This window comes from Sinorhizobium chiapasense (assembly GCF_045277575.1).
GTDB lineage: Bacteria > Pseudomonadota > Alphaproteobacteria > Rhizobiales > Rhizobiaceae > Ensifer > Ensifer chiapasense_A.
Genome location: NZ_CP144205.1, coordinates 935,817 through 950,419 on the forward strand (window position 1 = coordinate 935,817; position 14,603 = coordinate 950,419).

Annotated in this window: 12 protein-coding genes; 6 read left to right on the forward strand and 6 right to left on the reverse strand. The window is 62.6% G+C overall.

The features are described from left to right. Nucleotides 1-79: 79 nt before the first annotated feature. Together uvrC and QM996_RS04545 are read right to left on the reverse strand one after the other, a co-directional pair. Complete coding sequence (uvrC, locus tag QM996_RS04540; RefSeq protein WP_500269472.1) at nt 80-2,104, reverse strand: excinuclease ABC subunit UvrC; 2,025 nt, start codon at nt 2,102-2,104, stop codon at nt 80-82. After that, nucleotides 2,101-2,865, reverse strand: coding sequence for an SDR family oxidoreductase (locus QM996_RS04545; RefSeq protein WP_500269473.1), 765 nt, complete (start codon nt 2,863-2,865; stop codon nt 2,101-2,103). The genes uvrC and QM996_RS04545 overlap by 4 nt, the downstream gene beginning before the upstream one ends. A gap of 367 nt (nt 2,866-3,232) precedes the next feature. On the opposite strand from QM996_RS04545, the gene QM996_RS04550 reads away from it, so the two are divergent. After that, nucleotides 3,233-3,871, forward strand: coding sequence for an outer membrane protein (locus QM996_RS04550; RefSeq protein WP_500269474.1), 639 nt, complete (start codon nt 3,233-3,235; stop codon nt 3,869-3,871). Nucleotides 3,872-3,935: 64 nt separating this feature from the next. Here the strand turns inward: QM996_RS04550 and QM996_RS04555 are convergent, their stop codons facing one another. The 4 genes from QM996_RS04555 to QM996_RS04570 all read right to left on the reverse strand — a co-directional run bounded on the left by QM996_RS04555 (nt 3,936) and on the right by QM996_RS04570 (nt 6,674). Next, nucleotides 3,936-4,526 (reverse strand): glutathione S-transferase, encoded by a 591-nt coding sequence (locus QM996_RS04555; protein WP_500269475.1) that lies wholly within the window; start codon nt 4,524-4,526, stop codon nt 3,936-3,938. 67 nt (nt 4,527-4,593) lie between these two features. Next, nucleotides 4,594-5,310: a ribonuclease T2 family protein gene (locus QM996_RS04560; RefSeq protein ID WP_500269476.1), complete on the reverse strand. Its 717-nt coding sequence runs from the start codon at nt 5,308-5,310 to the stop codon at nt 4,594-4,596. A gap of 2 nt (nt 5,311-5,312) precedes the next feature. Continuing rightward, entirely contained in the window at nt 5,313-5,753 is a 441-nt protein-coding gene (locus QM996_RS04565) for a hypothetical protein (protein WP_500269477.1), read from the reverse strand. 51 nt (nt 5,754-5,804) lie between these two features. Further along, complete coding sequence (locus tag QM996_RS04570) at nt 5,805-6,674, reverse strand: 23S rRNA (adenine(2030)-N(6))-methyltransferase RlmJ (protein ID WP_500269478.1); 870 nt, start codon at nt 6,672-6,674, stop codon at nt 5,805-5,807. Nucleotides 6,675-6,743: 69 nt separating this feature from the next. Between QM996_RS04570 and QM996_RS04575 the strand changes: the two genes are divergently transcribed. The 5 genes from QM996_RS04575 (at nt 6,744) to QM996_RS04595 (ending at nt 14,532) form a co-directional block, all read left to right on the forward strand. Beyond that, entirely contained in the window at nt 6,744-8,879 is a 2,136-nt protein-coding gene (locus QM996_RS04575) for a molybdopterin-containing oxidoreductase family protein (RefSeq protein ID WP_500269479.1), read from the forward strand. A gap of 32 nt (nt 8,880-8,911) precedes the next feature. Then, nucleotides 8,912-9,805 (forward strand): cation diffusion facilitator family transporter, encoded by an 894-nt coding sequence (locus tag QM996_RS04580; protein WP_500269480.1) that lies wholly within the window; start codon nt 8,912-8,914, stop codon nt 9,803-9,805. A gap of 35 nt (nt 9,806-9,840) precedes the next feature. Beyond that, entirely contained in the window at nt 9,841-10,437 is a 597-nt protein-coding gene (locus QM996_RS04585) for an NUDIX hydrolase (protein WP_500269481.1), read from the forward strand. Nucleotides 10,438-10,540: 103 nt separating this feature from the next. Then, complete coding sequence (mprF, locus tag QM996_RS04590) at nt 10,541-13,150, forward strand: putative bifunctional lysylphosphatidylglycerol flippase/synthetase (RefSeq protein WP_500269482.1); 2,610 nt, start codon at nt 10,541-10,543, stop codon at nt 13,148-13,150. Further along, nucleotides 13,147-14,532: a virulence factor family protein gene (locus QM996_RS04595; protein ID WP_500269483.1), complete on the forward strand. Its 1,386-nt coding sequence runs from the start codon at nt 13,147-13,149 to the stop codon at nt 14,530-14,532. Before mprF ends, QM996_RS04595 begins: the two co-directional genes overlap by 4 nt. Nucleotides 14,533-14,603 lie beyond the last annotated feature (71 nt).

Genomic DNA, 14,603 nt, shown 5'->3' on the forward strand with positions numbered 1-14,603 from the left:
AGGTCAACAGGTCATCGTCGGCAACTGTCATATTTGCCCTATTGCATGTGAACGCCGGGTGAATTGTGACACCCGGTTTTCATTTCGCAGCATCGTCGTGGAAATGTTCATAGACCAGCCGGGCCACCGTTTCGGAAATGCCGGAGACGGCCATGAGGTCGCTGATGCCGGCGCGCGAGACGGCCTTGGCGGTGCCGAAATGCGTCAGCAGCGCGCGCTTGCGCGTGGGCCCGATACCGGCGATCTCATCGAGCGGGTTCTTGACCATCTCTTTCTTGCGGCGGGCACGGTGCGAGCCGATGGCAAAACGGTGTGCTTCGTCGCGCAGCCGCTGGATGAAATAGAGCACCGGATCGCGCGGCGGCAGCGTGAAACTGTCGCGGCCGAGTGCGAAGAAGCGCTCGCGTCCCGCGTCGCGGTCGACACCCTTGGCGACGCCGATCGCCGTCACGCAGTCCTCGACGTCGAGTTCTCTCAGAATGGCGCGCACGGCGGTCATCTGGCCCTGGCCGCCGTCGATGAGGATGACATCCGGCCAGGCGGGGAAGGCGCCATCATCGACAGCCTCGGCGCTCCTGTCCGGCTTACCCTCTTCCTTCAGCAGCCGTGAAAACCGTCGGGTCATCACCTCGCGCATCATGCCGAAGTCGTCGCCCGGCGTGATGTCGGTCGATTTGATGTTGAACTTGCGGTACTGCCCTTTGACGAAGCCTTCCGGCCCCGCCACCACCATGCCGCCGACGGCATTGGTGCCCATGATGTGGGAGTTGTCGTAGATCTCGATGCGGCGCGGCACGCGCTCGAGCTTGAAGGTTTCCGAGAAACCCTCGAGCAGGCGCGATTGCGAGGCGGTTTCGGCCAGTTTGCGACCATGGGCTTCGCGCGCATTGGCAAGCGCGTGGTCGACGAGATCCTTTTTTTCACCGCGCTGCGGCACCTGGATCGCCACCTTGTATCCGGACTTCTCGCTGAGCGCCTGGCCCAGAAGTTCCTGTTCCTCCACGGCCTCGCAGAGAAGGATCTGCCGGGGACAGGGCTTGTCGTCGTAGAACTGGGCCAGGAACTGCGAAAGGACCTCGGCCGCCGGGAGCGACGGGTCGGCTTTCGGGAAATAGGCGCGGTTGCCCCAGTTCTGCCCGGTGCGGAAGAAGAAGACCTGGATGCAGGAAATGCCGCCCTCGTGGTGGATGGCAAAGACGTCCGCCTCCTCGACGCCGGCGGGATTGATGCCCTGGTGGCTCTGCACGTGGCTCAGCGCCGCCAGGCGGTCGCGGTAAAGGGCCGCCCGTTCGAAATCGAGGTTCTCCGATGCGTCGCTCATGGCAGCGGCGATGGTCGCCTTTACCGTCTGGCTCTTGCCAGAGAGGAAGTCCTTGGCCTCGCGCACCAGTTCCGCATAGTCGCGATCGCTGATTTCGCCGGTGCAGGGCGCCGAGCAGCGCTTGATCTGGTAGAGCAGGCAGGGCCGCGTCCGGGTCTCGAAAACGCTGTCTGTACAGGTTCTGAGCAGGAAGGCGCGCTGCAGCGAATTGATCGTGCGGCCGACCGCGCCGGCAGAGGCGAAGGGACCGAAATAGTCGCCCTTGCGGCTGCGCGCGCCGCGGTGCTTGTAGAGCGCCGGCGCGCGGCTGTCGCCCGTCACCAGGATATAGGGAAACGACTTGTCGTCGCGCAAAAGCACGTTGAAGCGCGGCCTGAGGCGCTTGATCAGGTTCGCTTCGAGAAGCAGCGCCTCGATCTCGGTGCGCGTCGTCACGAACTCCATGTTCGCCGTTTCGCGGACCATGCGCGCGATGCGGTTGGAGTGGCCACGCCCCTGGGCATAGTTGCTGACGCGCTTCTTCAGGCTGCGCGCCTTGCCGACATAGAGAACGTCGCCGGCCTCGTTGAACATGCGATAGACGCCGGGCCCGTTCGGCAAGAGCTTGACGAAGGCCTGAATCAGTTCCGCGCCCTTCAATCCCGCGGTCTCGACGCGATTCTCGTTCCATGCGACAGGCGTGGCGGCGCTTTCGCTTTCCGCGACCTCGATCGGATCGTCGTCGTCTTCCGCCTCGGTGCCGTCATAGAGGATGCCGCCGTCTGTCGGCACGCGTCCGTTCATTCCACTATCTCCCTGATGTCGGGCGTTTCCCAGGCGAGGTGCTGGCCCCCGTCGAGGGCGATCATCTGTCCGGTAATCGACGGCGTGTCGAACAGGAAGCGGATCGTCCGTCCGAATTCGTCGAGCGTCGGCCCGCGTTTGAGAAGCAGGGCTTCGACCTGTGCCTCAAAGTCCTTCGGGTCTTGCCGCTCGTTCGGCAGCGTCGGCCCGGGGCCGATACCGTTGACGCGGATGCGCGGGGCGAGCGCCTGCGCCATCGTCCGGGTAGCCATCCAAAGCGCCGACTTGGACAACATATAGGAATAAAAGCGCGGATTGGGAGCCCAGACGCGCTGGTCGATCACATTGACGATGAGTCCATTGGCGTCCGCCGGAAGCATGACAGCGAAGTCGCGCGCCAGCAGGGAAGGCGCCTTCACATGCAGGGCGAAGTGCTGATCCCATATCGCTTCGTCGAAGGCGTCGAGGCTATCCTTCTTGAACACCGAGGCATTGTTGACGAGCAGATCCAGCGGGCCAAGTGCCTCTGCGGCGCGTGCGATCAGCGTCGAAGTCTCGGCCGTATCGGTGAGATCGGCGCGAAGCGCGACGGCCTTTGTTTTGCCTTTCGAAAGGGTCTCGGCCAGTGCTTCCGCTTCGGCAAATGAGGCGTCGGCGTGAATGGCGACCGAAAAGCCATGGGCCGCGAGGTCCTCAACTATAGCCTTGCCGATCCGCTTGGCGCCCCCGGTTACGAGGGCCGCCTTCCGTGCTTTTTTCACCGTTTCATCCCGCTTTTTCGAATCTTCGCGTCAGCGGACGAAGATATAGGCAAGAAACGTGAGCCTGAAACACTCCCTGACAGTTCCTTGCCGAAAAATTAATGGAATTGGCGTAAATTGTATTATTTTGAAGACTTATAGTATATCTTTCGTTAATCTTGAATTATGGTTAACAAATTCCGTGTGGCGCCAAAGCAACATCAAATTTTGGGCGTGTTTGCGCCACCAAAATTTCACATTTTGGCTCTTGTGAATCCTCATTTGCTGGCCAATTTCAGCTCAACCGGGCGGGTTAATTGAAAGTTGTCCGATGTTTCACTGTGGGACCCCAAGCCCAGGGGGCATCGGTACGAAAAGGAGAATATTTATGCGTACGCTCACCACCACCCTCATGGCTTCCGCTATGACCCTCATCGCCTTCCAGGCCGCCCAGGCTGCTGATGCGATCGACGAAGTTCCGGCTGCTCCGCAGGCCGAATACACCGAGCCGGCAGTCAAGAACTGGTCGGGCGCCTATGTCGGTGGTACCGCCGATTGGCACCATGGTCAGCATGACGCGACCGGCGACAACACGGCAGCCGGTTTCGGCGGCGGTCTCTACGGCGGCTACAACATGCAGAGCGGCCAGATCGTATACGGCGGTGAAGCCGACATCGGCTACTCCGATCAGGATTCGAGCAAGGGCAACCTGCGCATGAAGCAGGGCGTCAACGGCTCGCTGCGCGCTCGCGTCGGTGTCGATCTGAACCCGGTCCTGCTTTACGGCACCGCCGGTCTCGCCGTTGGTCAGGCCAAGGCTAGCATCGGTGGCGCTTCCGACAAGAACACCATGGTCGGCTGGACCGCCGGCGCTGGTGCGGAAACCTTCGTCACCGACAACATCACCGCACGTGTCGAATACCGTTATACGGACTACGGTTCGAAGGACTTCAACGTCGGCGGCACCAACGTCTCGTCCGGTTACGACGAGCACAGCGTTCGCGTCGGTATGGGCGTGAAGTTCTGATCGGCTTCTGCCGGATCGTAAAAAGGCCGGGGAGACCCGGCCTTTTTCATGTCCCGTCTTCGTTTCAAGCTTTGAACTTGGAATAGTCGGCGAAGTGCTTTTCGAACTTTGCCGGCCAGTTCTTGAGCTTGGCGCGGCCCTTCTGCCATTCGCCGGTAAAGCGCAATTCGATGTAGCGCAGCATCGCCGCAAGGGCAAAATGGCCGGCATGGAGCTTGGCTCCGGTCTTCGGCAGGTTGGCATTCAGATGGTCGAGGCTGCGTTCGACCTTTTCCCATTGCCGGTCGATCCACGGCTGGTGCACCTTTTCCGGCGGGTGTGAACGTTTCTCGTAGACGATTGCCAGCAAGCTGTCGCAGACACCATCGCACAGGGCTTCGAGGATCTCGACATCGGTCCGCTTGCCGGCGCTCTTCGGGTAAAGCTTGCCCTTGGTTTCGCGATCGATGAAATGCATGATCGCGCGGCTGTCATAAACCGAGCGTCCATCGTCGAGGATCAGTGTCGGTATCTTGCCGAGCGGATTGTTGCCGATCAGTTCCGGTGGATTGGCGCCGGTGTCGGTCAGCACGCTATCAGCCGAGAGGCCGACATAATGCGCCGCCATCCGAACCTTGTTCGAATAGGGCGAGGCAGGCGAGTACAGTATCTTCATCGAACGTCTTTCTTCTGGTGCGGTGCAATTCCCGGCGCTGCGCCGGGAGTCGCGTAAAAACAAAACCTTATGGAGCCGGAGGCAGCGAAACACTGTCTTTCCTGCATGCCTGTCGATCGACCGCCGGGCAGGGCCGGAAATTCAGCGACTTGTCGAAGCAGACCCGGATTTCTTCGAGCCTGTTGCCTTCGCACGTAACCGCGACCGCATCTTTTGTCATGCCAGGGTTTTTGGCGACGAGCGCGCTTTCGATCGCGTTGACGGACAAATTCGTCTGCTGCCGGGGAGGCGAGAGCTCCGAGGGCAGGGCAAGCCTGCTCCAGGCCGCGCGCGTGACGGCAAAATAGTCTTCCTGGCTGAGGCCGGAACAGGTGCCGTGCTTGCGCCATTGATGGCCGATCAGCCCCATGGACGGGATCAGGTCGAGATATTGCTTGCCGAGAGAGGTGGGCACGCGATCGGACTGTCGCGTCGGGCAGAAATCCGGATAGCCCTTTTCGTTCTGAGGCCAGAGGCCGTGCACGATCAGGCCGCGGTTGCTGCCGATCTCGCATTGGCTGGATTTTCCGTTGGGATCATTGTCGCCGCACCAAGTCGGCGACCAGGAGAGCGACAGCACGTAGAAATCGAAGCCGCTACCGATCGGCATGGCGCCGGTCGCTTTCGCGCTCTCATTTCCAGTCGAAGGCGGCGCCTTCTCGGCGTTCTGATCGCTGCAACCGACCAGACCGGTCACAACGAGAAGCGCCGGCAGAAGCCGGCGCGCATCCCGGATTGCTTTCATGGTTAGCGGAGCGAGGCGCAATGCGCGCCGTAGACATACCAGGGATCAAGCCCGCCGACGCAGAACTCGATGCTTCTGCCGACGCCGGCGAAGCCCCAAGGACGTTCGATGAGATAGTAGAGCGAGCGCTGCTGGCCGTCGTTCATGACCGCCGTGGCGTAGCAATATTCACGCTCCACCAGATGTGTCTCGTCGCGAAACTCTTGCCGGTTCTGCCCCATGTCGCGGATCTCGGCGATCGACAGATTGGCGTGCAAATAGTTTGCATCCCGGTATTCAAAGCGCGAGGTGATGAAGCCGAGCACCGAGGTTTCGCTGCAAACCCCTGCGTTGTAGGACTGTGCCTGGCTGCTGCCGATATAGTCGGCGGCAGATGCGCCCGGCGCTGCGGCGCCGGCGAGGGAAAGCGAGATGAGAAGCGTTGCTGCGAGCGTGCGAGTCATGGGCGTCTCCCTATATCGTCACACGAGATTGCGGTGTGTCGCGGCCGTCCGTCAAGCCCCTCGGGTTGCCTGTTCTTCGCCGCGCAGCCAGAAGCAGCGTGCGGAGGCGAAGCGATCTTGCGCAAGCCGTGCTTTCAGGAACGGCAGCAGCAGGTCGAGCTCGCCCTTCAGCGTAAAGGGTGGGTTGACGATGATGAGACCGGAGCCCGAAAGGCCGGTGGTTTCGCGGTCGCTGCGGACCGACAGTTCAGCGCAGAGCATCTTCGGAATCTCGAGTGCCTTCAGTGCTTCGTGGAAAGCCTTGATCGGCGCGCCCTGCTTCAATGGATACCAGAGGCAATAGATGCCGCCGGAAAAGCGCCTATGGGCACGCGCGAGGCCATCGACGAGGCGTTCGTACTCGCCTTCCTTTTCGAAAGGCGGATCGACGAGGATCAGCCCGCGCTTCTCTTTCGGAGGCAGATGCGCGCCGAGGGCCAGCCAGCCGTCGAGTTCGGTGATGCGGCTCTGAAAATCGCCGTCGAAGAGCCGGTGCAGGGTCTCGTAGTCCTGCGGATGCAGCTCCATTGCCGAGAGCCGGTCCTGCGGCCGGAAGAGCATGCGCGCCAGCTTCGGCGAACCGGGATAGAGCGCCAGCTCGGCGCCGGGATTGAGCGTGCGGATCGACGAAAGATAAGGAGCGAGGATGGCGGCGATTTCTGCGGGCAGATCACCGTCGAGCAGCCGGCCGATGCCGTCGCGCCATTCGCCGGTCTTCTGTGCCTCTTCGCTGGAGAGGTCGTAGAGCCCGATGCCGGCATGGGTGTCGAGCACGCGAAACGCCTTCTCCTTCTGCTGGAGATAGGTGACAAGCCGCGCCAGCACCGCATGTTTCAGGACGTCAGCGAAATTGCCCGCGTGGTAGATGTGCCGATAGTTCATGAGCGCCGCCGATGGCCGTGATCAATTGTTTCGATGGGTGAACGATTGGCTCTTTGAGCCCGTTTGTCGATGCCATATAGAAAAGCCATGAACGTTGCGACCCCTATCAAAGCAGAAAAATCGATCGGCCATTCGGTCTGCCCGCACGACTGTCCCTCCGCTTGCGCGCTGGAGGTCGACCTGACCGCCGGAGGCCGCATCGGCCGCGTGCGTGGCGCATCCGCCAACACCTATACCGCCGGCGTGATCTGCGCCAAGGTGGCGCGCTATTCCGAGCGCATTTACCACCCGGGCCGTCTTATGGTGCCGAAGCGCCGCAAGGGCGCCAAGGGTGAGGGCAACTGGCAGGAGGTGAGCTGGGAAGCGGCGCTCGACGAGATCGCCGATCAGTTCATCCGCGCCGAACAGAAGCACGGGGCGGAGGCTATCTGGCCGTATTTCTACGCCGGCACCATGGGCCAGGTGCAGCGCGACTCCATCGAGCGACTGCGCCACGCCAAGCGCTATTCCGGTTTCTTCGGCTCGATCTGCACCAACATGGCCTGGACCGGCTTTACCATGGCGACCGGCGCCCTGCGCGGCCCCGACCCGCGCGAGATGGCAAAGGCCGATTGCGTGGTGATCTGGGGGACGAACGCGGTGGCGACCCAGGTCAACGTGATGACGCACGCGGTCAAGGCCCGCAAGGACCGCGGCGCCAAGATCGTCGTCATCGACGTCTATGACAATCCGACGGTGAAGCAGGCGGACATGGCTCTGGTGCTGAAGCCCGGCACCGACGCGGCACTCGCCTGCGCCGTGATGCACATCGCCTTCCGCGACGGCTATGCCGACCGGGCCTACATGGCGGAGTTCGCCGACGATCCGGCCGGGCTCGAAGCGCATCTCAAATCGCGCGGACCCGAATGGGCGTCCGCAATCACCGGCCTTTCGGTCGAGGAGATCGAGGCCTTCGCCAAGCTCGTCGGCACGACGCCGCGGACCTATTTCCGCCTCGGCTACGGCTTCACGCGGCAGCGCAATGGCTCGGTCGCGATCCATGCTGCTGCCTCCGTGGCGACGGTCCTCGGTTCGTGGGAACACGAGGGCGGCGGCGCCTTCCACTCCAACAACGACATCTTCAAGCTCGACAAGCGCGAACTGGTCGGCTCGGCCTTCCACGATCCGGATGTGCGCATGCTCGACCAGTCGCAGATCGGCCGGGTGCTGACCGGTGACGCCGAGGCACTGCGCCATCGCGGCCCGGTAACGGCGATGCTGATCCAGAACACCAATCCGGTGAACGTCGCGCCGGAGCAGCGGCTGGTGAAGCGCGGCTTCCTGCGCGACGACCTGTTCGTCGCCGTGCACGAGCAGTTCATGACCGATACGGCTGCAGTCGCCGATATCGTTCTGCCGGCCACCATGTTCCTAGAGCATGACGATCTCTATCGCGGCGGCGGACACCAGCACATCCTGATCGGCCCGAAGGTGGTTGAGCCGCCGTCGACCGTGCGCACCAACCTCTTCGTGATCGAGGAACTGGCCAAGCGTCTGGGTGTCGCCGACCATGCCGGCTTCGGCCTCACGGAGCGCCAGCACATCGACCGCCTGCTTGCCAATTACGGCATCGGCTACGAGGCGATGAAGCAGAAGAAGTGGCTGGACTGTCAGCCGGCCTTCGAGGAAGCGCACTATCTCAAGGGGTTCGGCCATCCCGACGGCAAGTTCCGCTTCAGGGCGGACTGGACGGGAACGCCCGCGCCGAACCGGCCGCCGAAATCCATGGGCATTCAGGGGCCGCACGCGGCACTGCCGGAATTCCCTGACCATGTCGACCTGATCGAGGTCGCCGATGCCGAGCATCCCTTCCGCCTTGCGACTTCGCCGGCGCGCTCCTTTCTGAACTCGACCTTTGCCGAGACGCCGTCCTCGATCCAGAAGGAAGTGCGCCCGGAAGTGATGATCCATGCCGAGGACGCCGCAGCGCTCGGCATTGCCGATGGCGATGTCGTTCAGCTCGGCAATGAACGCGGAGAGGTTCGCCTGCACGCCAAGATCGGCGGCGGTACGCGCCGCGGCGTGGTGATCGCCGAGGGGCTGTGGCCGAACGGCGCCCATCTCGACGGCGAGGGGATCAACGTTCTGACCGGTGCCGATGCGGTGGCGCCCTATGGCGGTGCCGCTTTTCACGACAACAGGGTCTGGGTAAAGCGCGCGCCCTAGATCATCGCACTGAACGGTAACCCGGAGGCCTCATGAGCGGCGACCACCAGCATGCCGATATCAGCAATACGCCGGTCTCCCGGCTCTGGGCTTCGCTCGGCCTGACCGGCGGGTTCATGCTGGCCGAGGTCGTCGGCGGTATCCTGACCGGTAGCCTGGCGCTGATCTCCGATGCCATGCATATGCTGACGGATACGGCGGCACTGGCGATCGCGCTCGTTGCCATCCAGGTCGGCCGCCGTCCGTCCGACCTGCTGCGCACCTATGGCTATGCGCGCTTCGAGATCCTGGCGGCCGCCTTCAATGCCCTGCTGCTGCTCGCCATAGCTTTCTACATTCTCTATGAAGCCTGGAAGCGCCTGTCGGAGCCGCAGGAGATCCAATCGGCCGGCATGCTGGTGATCGCCGTCATCGGCCTCCTCGTCAATCTCGCCTCGATGCGGCTGTTGACCAGTCACAAGGATGAGAGCCTCAACGTCAAGGGCGCCTATCTGGAGGTCTGGTCCGACATGATCGGCTCGCTCGCCGTCATCGTCGGCGCGGTGGTCATCTGGTTCACCGGTTGGCAATGGGTGGACTCGCTGCTTGCCGTCGGCATCGGCTTCATGGTCTTTCCGCGCACCTGGGTGCTGCTCAAGGAGTGCGTCAACATTCTGCTCGAAGGCGTGCCGCCCGGCATGCGGCTCGCCGATGTCCACGCGACGATCGCCGCCGTGCCCGGCGTCGCCTCGGTCCATGATCTTCACCTTTGGGCAATCACCCAAAGCCAGCCGTCGCTGACCGCCCATGCGGTGCTTGCCGATGGCGCCGATGGCGAAACCGTGCGCCGGGCGATCGAGGAGCGCCTGCGCCAGGAGTTCGACCTGCATCACACGACCTTGCAGATGGAGCGCGAAGACCGCGCGGCAAAGGAACACGTTCACTAGAGGGCGGAGCTGCCCCCGCCAACGAAGGATTTCGCATGAATACGCATCACGATCCGCGCGTCAGGATCATCGGTCGCCGCACCCTGTGGGACGGGTTCATCCATCTCGAGGAGGTGACGCTCGAACAGGATATGTCGAATGGCGTGACCGCGACGCTGAAGCGAGAGGTGCACGATCACGGCAGTGCGGCGACGATCCTGCTCGTCGACACCAAACGGCAGAGCGTGGTGTTGGTACGGCAACTGCGCGTTCCCGTCCTGCTGCAGGGGGATCCCGCCTATATGATCGAGGCGGTGGCGGGGTTGCTGGATGACGATACTCCCGAGATCGCGATCGCCCGTGAGGCATTGGAAGAGACCGGCTACCATGTCGAGGGCGCCACCCATCTTTTCGATGCCTATATGAGCCCGGGCGCGATCACCGAGCGCACGAGCTTCTTCGTCGGCCGTATCGACGTTGGCGAGAAACGCGGCGACGGCGGCGGGCTTGCGCATGAGGGCGAGGACATCGAAGTTCTCGAAATACCGCTCGATGAGGCCTTCGCGATGATTGCCACCGGCGAGATCTGCGACGCCAAGACGATCATGCTGCTGCAATGGGCAAGGCTCAACCGCCACGAATTCATCGGCTAACTCATTGTTTTACAAGAACATAATTTATTACGGATATTTCACTTTTTGATCCGTATCGGGTAGGCTAAAGCGCTGGTGTCCTCATCATTGACATGGGCGCTCCATGACATCCTCCCTTTCACAAAGCCCAGCCGACGACGAACAACAGGCGGAGGGAGGCTGGCTCGCCTTCCTGCGCCGCAACCGTCGCTATCTTTCGGCCGCCGGTACGCTGTTCGTAATCGCCCTTTTCGGCGTTGCGATCTTTCACCTGACATCGGAAGTGCAGTACGACGAAGTCGTGCAGGCCTTGGCGGAGACGTCCTGGACGTCGGTCGCGGCAGCGGTGTTCTTCACGGCCCTGAGCTTCCTGGCGCTGACCTTCTATGATGTCAGCGCGCTCGATTATGTCAGGCGAAAACTGCCCTATGCCGACGTGGCGCTGACGGCGGCTTGCGCCTATGCGGTCGGCAATACCGCGGGCTTTGGCGCATTGAGCGGTGGCGCAATCCGTTACCGGTCCTATTCCCGCCTCGGCGTCGAGCCGGAAAAGATTGCCCGGATCATCGCCTTTGTGACGCTCGCCTTCGGTCTCGGGCTTCTGACGGTGACCTGCCTCAGCCTGCTCGCCGTCGGCGAATATGTGGCGCCGATGACCGGGCTGGATCCCCTGTTCCTGCGCCTGATCGCCGTCGTCATCCTCGGTGGATTGTTCACCGTGTTCTTCCTTGCACGCAACGGGCGCGAGGTCAGCCTCGGACGCATGACGTTGCGGCTGCCGGATTCGCGCACGGTCTCCCGCCAGTTCCTGGTGACGGCACTCGATCTCGCCGCTTCGGCGACCGTCCTCTACGTGCTCCTGCCGGCCGGCACCATCGGCTGGCCGGCCTTCCTCGCGGTCTATTCGCTCGCCGTCGGCGTCGGTGTTCTCAGCCATGTTCCCGCCGGCCTCGGTGTCTTCGAGACGATCATCATCGCGACGCTCAGTCACAACACCGATGTCGATACTATTCTCGGCGCGCTGGTCCTTTATCGCGTGATCTATCACGTGCTGCCTCTGGTGATCGCGATTGCCGTCGTTATCGGCATCGAACTCCGGCAGCTTTCCGGCCATCCGGTTGCCTCGAGCGTGCGGCGCATCGGCGGCCGTATGACACCGTTGCTGCTTGCGACGCTCGGCATCGTGCTGGCGATCATGCTGGTGCTTTCGAGCGTGACGCCGACGCCGGACGAAAACCTGGCTTTTCTGGAAAGCCTGCTGCCCTTGCCGATCGTCGAGGGCGCCCATTTCCTCGCAAGCCTGCTCGGACTGGCGCTCGTTGTCGTCTCCCGCGGTCTTGCCCTGCGCCTTGATGGCGCCTGGTGGGCGTCCATCGCGATTGCGATGGCAGCGCTTCTGCTGTCGCTCATCAAGGCGGTCGCGGTGGTGGAGGCGGGCATGCTTGCCTTCTTCCTCCTGGGCTTGGTGGTCAGCCGGCGCCTGTTCGTCCGGCCGGCATCGCTCTTCGGCCAGGCGCTCACCATACCGTGGCTGACGGCGCTTGGGGTCATCTGCCTGGGCGGATTGGTCGTCCTGCTCTTTGTCTACCGCGATGTCGAGTACAGCCATGAACTCTGGTGGCAGTTCGAATTCTCCGCCGAAGCTCCGCGAGGGCTTCGGGCGCTGCTGGGTGTGACGGTCGGGGCGAGCCTGCTTGCGATCTGGAGCCTGATGCGTCCGGCAACCGGGGCAGCGGAGCCCGCCTCCGGCGATGCGCTGGAGCGGGCATTGGCGATCGTCGAGGCACAGGACATGTCCGATGCCAATCTGGTGCGCATGGGGGACAAGAGCATCCTGTTTTCTGCTGATGGGCGCGCCTTCATCATGTTCGGCCAGCGCGCCCGTTCCTGGATCGCGCTTTTCGATCCCGTCGGCCCGATCGATGCCTGGCCGGAGCTGATCTGGCAATTCATCGAAAAGGCGCGCGCCTCGGGGTGCCGGGCGGTTTTCTACCAGGTCTCACCCGACGGCCTTGCCTATTATGCCGATGCGGGGCTGCGTGCCTTCCGGCTCGGCGAACTGGCGCGCGTCGACCTCGCCAGCTTCGAAATGAAGGGCGGCAAGTGGGCAAACCTGCGCCAGCAGGTCAGCCGTGCCCAGCGTGACGGGCTCGAGTTCCAGGTCGTACCACCGGCAGAGATCCCGAGGATCATGGACGAGCTGACGGCGGTTTCCGATGCCTGGCTGGAACATCACAACGCCAAGGAAAAGGGCTTCTCGCTTGGTGCCTTCGACCCCAACTATCTGGCCCAGCAGCCGGTTGCAATCCTCACCTGCGGTGGACGCATCGTCGCCTTCGCCAACATCCTGGTGACGGGGACCAAGCAGGAGGGGACCGTCGATCTCATGCGTTTTGCGCCCGATGCGCCGAAAGGGGCGATGGATTTTCTCTTCGCCCAGGTCATGGAATATCTGAAGGCGGAGGGCTATCGCACCTTCAATCTCGGCATGGCGCCGCTATCGGGCATGTCGACGCGCCAGATCGCGCCGGTGTGGGACCGCGCCGGCCGCACCTTCTTCGAACACGGCGAGCGCTTCTACAACTTCAAGGGCTTGCGTGCCTTCAAGTCGAAGTTTCATCCACAGTGGCAACCGCGCTATCTTGTCGCCAGCGGCGGCATCAATCCGATCCTCGCCTTGATGGATGCGACATTCCTGATCGGCGGCGGTCTCAAGGGAGTGGTGAAGAAATGATCCGTGTTGCGAACGCCTGGAAATGCCTTGCCTCGGCGGCGCTGCTGCTTTCGGCTTCCATTCTTCCCGCTTCCGCAGAAGACGCGCCGAAGAGCTACGATACCGGGATGATCCCCTCGCCACGCATCATGCTGCCCAAGGAAAAGGCGGCCGCACTGGTCGTGCTGCTTTCGGATGCCGGCGGCTGGACGGACAAGGAGCAGGCGATCGCCGATACGCTCGCAGGCGACAAGACCGTCGTCATCGGTATTGATCTCAAGGCCTATCTCGCATCGCTTGCCAAGGACGATGGCGATTGCATCTACATGGTCTCCGATATCGAGTCGCTCAGCCAACAGGTGCAGCGCGCAGTCGGCACCGACGCTTACCAGTTGCCCGTTGTTGCGGGCGTCGGCGCGGGCGGCGCGATGGCGCTCGCGATTGCCGCCCAAACCCCGCCGGCGACGATCGGTCAGACGCTGGCCGTCGACCCGGAAGAGGGGATCGCGCTCGAGAAGCAGCTCTGCACACCGGCCGATAAAGTGCGGAAGGGCGACCGGATGGTCTATGGGCTGACCGACGGCGCCTTACCGGACCCGGTCTCCGTCGTCTTTTCTCCGGCAGCTTCCGCGGATGGCCGGGCGCATGTGGCGGCACTCGTTGCGAAACATCCGGATGTCGAGCAGGAAGACAGTGACGACGACGCTTTCACGGCATTGTCCGATCACCTCACCGATCTGATCGACAGCCAGCGCGATGCCGGCAACCCATTTGGCCTGCCGCTGACCGTTCTCGACGCGAAGCCGACGCGCGATACGATGGCAGTGATCTACTCGGGCGACGGTGGCTGGCGCGACATCGACAAGGAGGTCGGCGACGTCCTTCAGCAGCAAGGCGTGCCTGTCGTCGGCTTCGATTCCCTGCATTACTTCTGGTCCGAGCGAGACCCACAGTCGACTGCGGACGACCTTGCCAAGGTGATGAGCTATTATCGCAAGCACTGGAACGTCCGCAATGTGCTCCTGATCGGCTATTCCTTCGGTGCCGACGTTTTGCCGCGAACCTTCAACCTGCTGCCGTCAGGCGAGAAGGCCCATGTTCGCCAGGTGACGCTGATGGCGCTCTCGCACATGGTCGACTACAAGGTCTCCGTGCTCGGTTGGCTGGGCGCGGCGGGCGATGGCAAGGGCGGCGATCCGCTCGACGATATCAAGCGCATCGATCCTGCGCTCGTGCAATGCATCTACGGCACGGACGAAGAGGACGATGCCTGCCCTGAATTGAAGGGTGCCGGCGTGGATGTCATCGGCATCGATGGTGGCCACCACTTCGACGAGGACTATCCGGCACTGACGCGGCGGGTGCTCGATGCGCTCGATCGCCGGCTGGCGTCGGCGAAGTGAACTGACTTTGCGGTGTAGCGCCTGGGCCCTGAAACGGTCAGGAGCAATAACGATGAAGGTGCAGAGGGGTA